Origin of the sequence: Stenotrophomonas sp. TWI809 (assembly GCF_039673205.1) — a bacterium.
Lineage (GTDB): Bacteria > Pseudomonadota > Gammaproteobacteria > Xanthomonadales > Xanthomonadaceae > Stenotrophomonas.
The window spans coordinates 170,590-177,228 of the sequence record NZ_JBDJLE010000008.1 but is presented as its reverse complement, the minus strand read 5'-3'; the positions used below and the strand labels follow the sequence as shown (position 1 = coordinate 177,228).

6 protein-coding genes are annotated in these 6,639 nt (G+C 66.9%); 2 read left to right on the top strand and 4 right to left on the bottom strand.

Annotation, left to right across the window (positions count from 1 at the left end):
• Positions 1–120: 120 nt before the first annotated feature.
• Entirely contained in the window at positions 121–462 is a 342-nt protein-coding gene (locus ABE472_RS08975; protein WP_346466034.1) for a ribonuclease E inhibitor RraB, read from the bottom strand.
• Between the two features lie 114 nt (positions 463–576).
• A complete protein-coding gene (locus tag ABE472_RS08970; protein WP_313208947.1) occupies positions 577–2,181 on the bottom strand; it encodes a transglycosylase SLT domain-containing protein in 1,605 nt (534 codons plus the stop codon).
• Between the two features lie 121 nt (positions 2,182–2,302).
• On the opposite strand from ABE472_RS08970, the gene ABE472_RS08965 reads away from it, so the two are divergent.
• Both ABE472_RS08965 and greB read left to right on the top strand, forming a co-directional pair.
• Entirely contained in the window at positions 2,303–3,808 is a 1,506-nt protein-coding gene (locus ABE472_RS08965; protein ID WP_346466033.1) for a helicase HerA-like domain-containing protein, read from the top strand.
• Positions 3,809–3,863: 55 nt separating this feature from the next.
• Positions 3,864–4,367 carry a transcription elongation factor GreB gene (gene greB / locus ABE472_RS08960; protein ID WP_121038490.1) on the top strand — a complete coding sequence of 168 codons (504 nt, stop codon included), beginning with the start codon at positions 3,864–3,866 and terminating at the stop codon, positions 4,365–4,367.
• Positions 4,368–4,439: 72 nt separating this feature from the next.
• Here the strand turns inward: greB and ABE472_RS08955 are convergent, their stop codons facing one another.
• Complete coding sequence (locus ABE472_RS08955) at positions 4,440–5,273, bottom strand: DUF3025 domain-containing protein (RefSeq protein ID WP_346462998.1); 834 nt, start codon at positions 5,271–5,273, stop codon at positions 4,440–4,442.
• Complete coding sequence (gene rimO, locus ABE472_RS08950) at positions 5,270–6,634, bottom strand: 30S ribosomal protein S12 methylthiotransferase RimO (protein ID WP_313208944.1); 1,365 nt, start codon at positions 6,632–6,634, stop codon at positions 5,270–5,272. Before rimO ends, ABE472_RS08955 begins: the two co-directional genes overlap by 4 nt.
• Positions 6,635–6,639 lie beyond the last annotated feature (5 nt).

Below are 6,639 nucleotides of genomic sequence, written 5' to 3'. Positions count from 1 at the left end.
GCCATGAACGTTGATGGGTGTACGGGGAGCCGGCCAGCGGCCGGCACTACCTGGGGCTCACGCCCATAAAAAACGCCCCGGGAAACCGGGGCGTTTTTTGTGTGTGATGTTCCGGGGCGCTCAGGGCTCGACCGGGCCGACGTCCATGCCGTCGTAGTCTTCCACGCCGTTCGCTTCGGCCAGGGCCTGCAGCTCATGGTTGCGGGCATCCAGCGAGGCTTCGGTGTGCACCTCGGCGCGCTCCACGTGCAGCACGTGGTACGGGTCTTCGCCTTCTTCAAGGTCCGGTTCGAACACTTCCACCAGGGTGTACCCCAGTTCCACCAGCTTCTCGCCCAGGCCGTGCAACGGCTCCGGGGTGGTGTTGACGAAGAAGTAGCCCCACAGCATCGGGCCGTTGAGGTCCCAATCGGTGTTTTCACGGATGTTGGCGAACATCTCGTTGATTGCGGTGATATCCATCTGGGTGTCCTGTATGCGTGTTGCGGTGAGCGCCGGCACGTGGCCGACGCTGCGATGGATGTGCTGGGCCGGGCGGCCACAGGCGTGATGCCGGCGAGCCTACCCGGTTATGGCTTACTTGTCGCAGCCCTGCAGCTTGATGCTCTGGCCCTGCCTGAGCGAATAGGCCGGCGCCTTGAGGCCATTGGCCCGTGCCAGGGTCGGCACATCGCACTGGAACTTGGCCGCGATCCTGCCCAGCGTCTCGCCCTTGCCCACCTTGTAGCTGCGGGCCGGCTTGGCCTTGGGCTTGGCGGCCGGGACGGCTACCGGCGCGGCCGGGGTCACCGCGGGCATGGCCTGCGCCTGGGCGACCGGGACCACGCTGCCCACCGCCACGTTGCCGGTGTAGCTGACCGCCGTAGGCCGCACGATCGCCGCATTGAGGTCGGCGGTGATGAGGGTGCGGGCCAGATCGGCGCGCGGGCCGCTGACGCAGAACCGGTTGTACAGGCCCGCGATGCGGGTGGTCGCGTTGATGATGGTGCCGGCCGGAATCCAGCCGTCGGCCTCATAGCGCGGGTTGAGGTTGCGCAGCGCGCGCATGTAGCCGTCACGGGTACCGGTGCTGCCCAGGCAGATGGTCAGCTCGTAGATCGTGGTCGACTTGGCCAGGCGGATGGTCGCCGGCTGCGCGCTGATCTTCGGGAATTCCACGCCGTACTGCTGCGGGTGCAGATAGATCCACGCCGCGGCGATCACCATCGGCACGTAGTCCTTGGTCTCGCCCGGGAACTGGTTGTAGACGCTGTCGGTCCAGAAGCCCTGCCCCGGGTACTGGCGGAACACGCGGATGGCGCGGCCTTCACCGCCGTTGTAACCGGCCAGCGACAGCTCGACACTGTTGTTGAGCTCACGCATACGTTCGTTGAGGTAGGTCGCGCTGGCCTCGGCCGCGCTGCGGGCATCAAAGCGCGTATCAAAGCCGGTGCCGTCCGGGCCGAGACCAAAGCGACGCCCGGTGGCGGGCATGAACTGCATCAGCCCGGCGGCGCCGGCACGCGAAGAGGCGTGCACGCGGCCGTTGGATTCCTTGGCCATGATCCCGAACAGCAGCGCTTCGGGCAGGCCGCGCTTTTCCCACTCCGGCCACATCACCGCACGCAGGTTCTGGTAGTTCTCGTAACTGGTGAGCAGCGCCGGGCGCATGTCGGTCAACCAGCGGCGGATGCCGGCCTGCACGGCCGGGTTGTACTCGACCATGGTGTCGAAGGCGTGCCGCTTGTCGTTGAGCAGCGCTGCAGCGCGGGCGGCTTCCGGCACATCGGCGGCCAGCGGGCCGACATGGTCCGGGTCGGCCTCCAGCAAGGTGCCGTCGGCGATGGCCGTGCCGTCCTCGCTGTCCTGCTGGCTGTCGGCGTTGCTCTTGAGCAGGCGCTTGTAGGTCGGCAGCAGGTTGCTGACCTGGCAGCCCTTCTGGGCCACACAGGCGCTGATCACATCCTCCATGTCCTCCAGCGCGGCGTCGGCCTCGTTGGTGCCTTTCGGGTCGGCATTGTTCACCAGCACCAGCGCCGCGTTGTAGCGCTTTTCGGCGGCTGTCATGCGCTGGTCGAGCGCCTCCACCTTGGCCTTGTCGCGGGCGGAGACGCGCTGGGCATGGGCCTCGGGGACGATCGACAGCATCGCGGCAACGGCCAACAGCGGCCAACCACGGACAAGCAAGACAGGAACGGGCATTTTTGGCACTGTGTGCGAACGATGGGGCAGAGTAGCCGCGCCGCTTGCATCCGGGCAACCCGTCTGCCGGCCGGCCAACGCCGACGTTTAGAATCCCGCCTATTCACACTGCGAGTTGACCATGGATCCGATTCTGCTCGGCAAAGGCATCACCGACGATATCCCCGTGACCCTGTCGCCGCGGCTGGGCAACCGCCACGGCCTGGTGGCCGGCGCGACCGGCACCGGCAAGACCGTCACCCTGATGACGCTGGCCGAGGGCTTCTCGCGGATCGGCGTACCGGTGTTCCTGGCTGATGTGAAGGGTGACGTGTCGGGCTTGGCCGTGCCCGGTGCCGGGACCGAGGCGCTGCTGCAGCGCGCGACCGATCTCGGCGTGGCCGATTACGCGCCCGCCGCCAGCCCGACCATCTTCTGGGACCTGTACGGCAAGCTCGGCCACCCCGTGCGCACCACAGTGAGCGAGATGGGCCCGACCCTGCTCGCGCGCATCCTGGAACTCAACGACACCCAGGCCGGCGTGCTGGACATCGTGTTCAAGCTCGCCGACGACCGCGGCCTGCTGCTGCTCGACCGGGACGATCTGCGCGCCCTGCTCGGCCTGGTCGCCGAGGAGCGCAAGGACATCTCCACCGAATACGGCCTGGTCAGTGCGCAGACGGTGGCGGCGATCCAGCGCTCGCTGCTGCGCCTGTCACAGGACGGTGGCGAAGCGTTCTTCGGCGAGCCTGCACTGGAGCTGGCCGACCTGATGCGCGTCAACCACGATGGCCGCGGCGTGATCGGCATCCTCGCCGCCGACCAGCTGGTGCTCAAGCCGCGGCTGTATTCCACCTTCCTGCTGTGGCTGCTCTCGGAGCTGTTCGAAACGCTGCCGGAAGTGGGCGATCTGGAGAAGCCGAAGCTGGTCTTCATCTTCGATGAGGCGCACTTGCTGTTCGATGACGCACCGCCGGCGCTGGTGCAGCGCATCGAGCAGGTGGTCCGGCTGATCCGCTCCAAGGGCGTGGGCGTCTACTTCTGCTCACAGTTCCCGGATGACGTGCCGGCCAACATTCTCGGCCAGCTCGGCAACCGCGTGCAGCATGCGCTGCGTGCGTTCACGCCGCGCGACCAGAAAGCAGTGAAGGTCGCCGCCGAAACCTTCGTGCCCAACCCGAAGCTGGATGTGGCCGCCACGCTGGCCAAGCTGGGTACCGGTGAAGCGCTGGTGTCCACGCTGCAGGACAAGGGTATCCCCTCGCCTGTGCAGCAGACCCAGATCGCGCCACCGCGTTGCCGGATGGGCGCGATCACCGAGGCCGAACGTGCGCAGGTGCGCGCCGGCAGCCCGGTCGGCACCCGCTACGACACCGCGATCAATCGCGAATCGGCGGCGGAACGGCTGGCGCAGCGCGCGCAGAAGGCGGTCGAGCAGGCCGATGCGCCCAAAGCCCGCACCCGCCAGCAGGATGAAGCGCAGGAGGGCGGCTTTGGCCAGAGCATCAAGGACGCGATCTTCGGCACCAAGCGCCGCCAGGGCATGATCGAAACCATGGCCAAGCAGACCACCCGTACCGTCGGCACCAAGCTGGGCAACCAGATCGTGCGTGGCCTGCTGGGCGGTATTTTCGGCGGAAAGCGCTGATACTTCGTGTCGCGCCCTGTGGCGCGGCACCTTTTGACGAGCACAAGCAGACCTGATGTCGCGTTGGCGTCCCCCCGCGGAAAAAAGCACGGCCCTGATCACCGCACAGGGCCACCAGCGGTTGAAGACCGAACTGGATGAGCTGTGGCGGCACAAGCGCCCGGAAGTGGTGAAGGCACTGGCCGCCGCTGCTGCGGAAGGCGACCGCTCCGAGAATGCCGAGTACACCTACCGCAAGAAGCAGCTCGGTGAGATCGATCGGCGCGTACGCTACCTGACCAAGCGACTGGAGGCGCTGCGCATTGTCGATACCGCGCCGACCGATCCGAACGCGGTGTTCTTCGGCGCGACGATCGAGCTGGAGAACGTCGACTCGGGCGACATCCACGTGTATCGCATCGTCGGCCCGGACGAGACCGACGCCGGTGCGGGCTGGATCAGCATCGATTCGCCGTTGGCGCGCGCGCTGCTGAAAAAACGCGTGGACGATGAGTTCGAGGTGGAGCTGCCCAGCGGCCGCCATGGGTTCGCGATTCTGTCCGTGGCGTACCCCGGCTGACAGGGTGCCTCCACGCATGGCGTGGATCTACACGTGACGCCGGCAACCCGCGGGGATGGCGCCACTGCCGGATCACCCCAGCGCTGCGGGATACACGCGCCCCGGGCGCAGCGGTCGGAAGTAGTCGGCCCGCGCATAGAAGGCCGCCTCCTGCCGCGCGTGCCACCCGGGAATCCCCGCCAACGGCAATGGCCGCAACTCCAGGGGGTCATTGAGCAGCGCGCCGTCCGTGATGGCCTGCGCCACTGCCGCGACCGCAGTGGCATCATCATCACTCTGTACCACCACGCACTTGCCGACCAGCAGGCGCTCCGGCACCAAGGCCTGCTCCAGCAGCGCATGCCCGATCACCGCCGCGACGGCAATGTCGCCCCGTCGCCACTGCCCTGCCCCATCCCAGAGCAGCGCCTGCCAATCATGCTGGTCCCACGCGCGCAGCAGCGCCGGTTCGCGCACACGCACGATCACGCCGCTCTCGTCGAATTGGGTCAACGCGGCCTGCGCACGGTTGCGCTGCCCTGGCGCCATCGCCGCGATGTGCCGGCATTGCTGCCGGTTGAGCGCGCGCTTGATGGTGGGGTAACGCGCCCAGACCAGGGCATTGAACAGGTCATGCCAGTTGTCTGCACGCGTGGCGATCTGGCCGCGCCCGGCGATGCGCGTTTCATAGTGCAGGCCGTCGGCCAGCAATGCCTCGTCCTGCTCGGCAAGATGCTTGTCTGGCAACGCGAGGCGTGCATCGAGCGCTGCGATGGTGGGCCAGCTCGGCGCCACCATCAGGTCCTGCATGTCGCTCAGCCCGGCGTAGATCGGCTGCGCGAAGCAGGCCGCATCCACCGCCTCACGCGGCGGCGCGATGAAACGGCGACGACCACCGATATCGGCAGCCGTCACCACTGCGATCACAGCACCTGCAGATCGAAGGGCTTGCGCGCTTCGGTGGCGAGGATCGCATCACCGAACAGATCGTGGTCGTCGCTCTCGGTGATCTCCACATCGACGAACTGACCCACGCGCAGCTTGGCTTCTTCCGCGTTCTGGATATGCACCAGACCGTCGATCTCCGGCGCATCGGCCTTGGAACGGGCCACCGCGATGCCGTCTTCGATGGCATCGACCAGGCACTGCTGCACGGTGCCGATCTTGGCTTCCAGGCGCGCGGCGGAGATCTCCGCCTGGCGCTCCATGAAGCGTGCCAGGCGTTCCTGCTTCACTTCTTCGGGCACCGCACCGGGCAGATCGTTGGCGGTCGCGCCGGTGACCGGCGAATAGGCGAACGCGCCCACGCGGTCCAGCTGCGCCTCGTCCAGGAAGCTCAGCAGCTCCTCGAACTCGGCATCGGTCTCGCCCGGGAAGCCGACGATGAAGGTCGAGCGCACGGTGATATCCGGGCACAGCTGACGCCAGCGCTGCACGCGCTCCAGGGTCTTGTCGACCGCCCCCGGGCGCTTCATCAGCTTCAGGATGCGCGGGCTGGCGTGCTGGAACGGAATATCCAGGTACGGCAGGATCCGGTTTTCGGCCATCAGCGGCACGATCTCGTCCACGTGCGGGTACGGGTACACGTAGTGCATGCGGGTCCACGCATCCAGCTCGGACAGGCCTTCGCACAGCGCCTTCAAGCGGGTCTGGTAGGCCTTGTCGCGCCACATGCGCTCGGCGTACTTCACATCCACGCCATAGGCCGAGGTGTCCTGGGAGACCACCAGCAGTTCCTTGACGCCCCCCCGCACCAGCCGCTCTGCTTCGCGCAGCACCTCATCGACCGGGCGCGAGACCAGCTTGCCGCGCATCGAGGGGATGATGCAGAAGCTGCACTTGTGGTTGCAGCCTTCGGAAATCTTCAGATACGCGTAATGGCGGGGGGTCAGCTTGATGCCGTAATCAGGCACCAGATCCACGAAGGGATCGTGCTTGGGCGGCAGCGCGGCGTGCACGGCCTCCATCACGCTCATGTAGTCCTGCGGGCCCGACACCGCCAGCACGTTCGGGTAGGCCTCGCGGATCTGCTCCGGGCGCTTGCCCAGACAGCCGGTGACGATCACCTTGCCGTTCGCGTTCATCGCCTCGCCGATCGCATCCAGCGACTCGGTCACGGCCGAATCGATGAAGCCGCAGGTGTTGACCACCACCACGTCGGCCGCGTCGTAGGAGGGAACGATGTCGTAGCCCTCGGACCGCAGCTGGGTGAGGATGCGCTCGGAATCGACAAGGGCCTTCGGGCAGCCAAGGCTGACGAAGCCGACTTTGGGGTTCAGCTGGGACATGGATC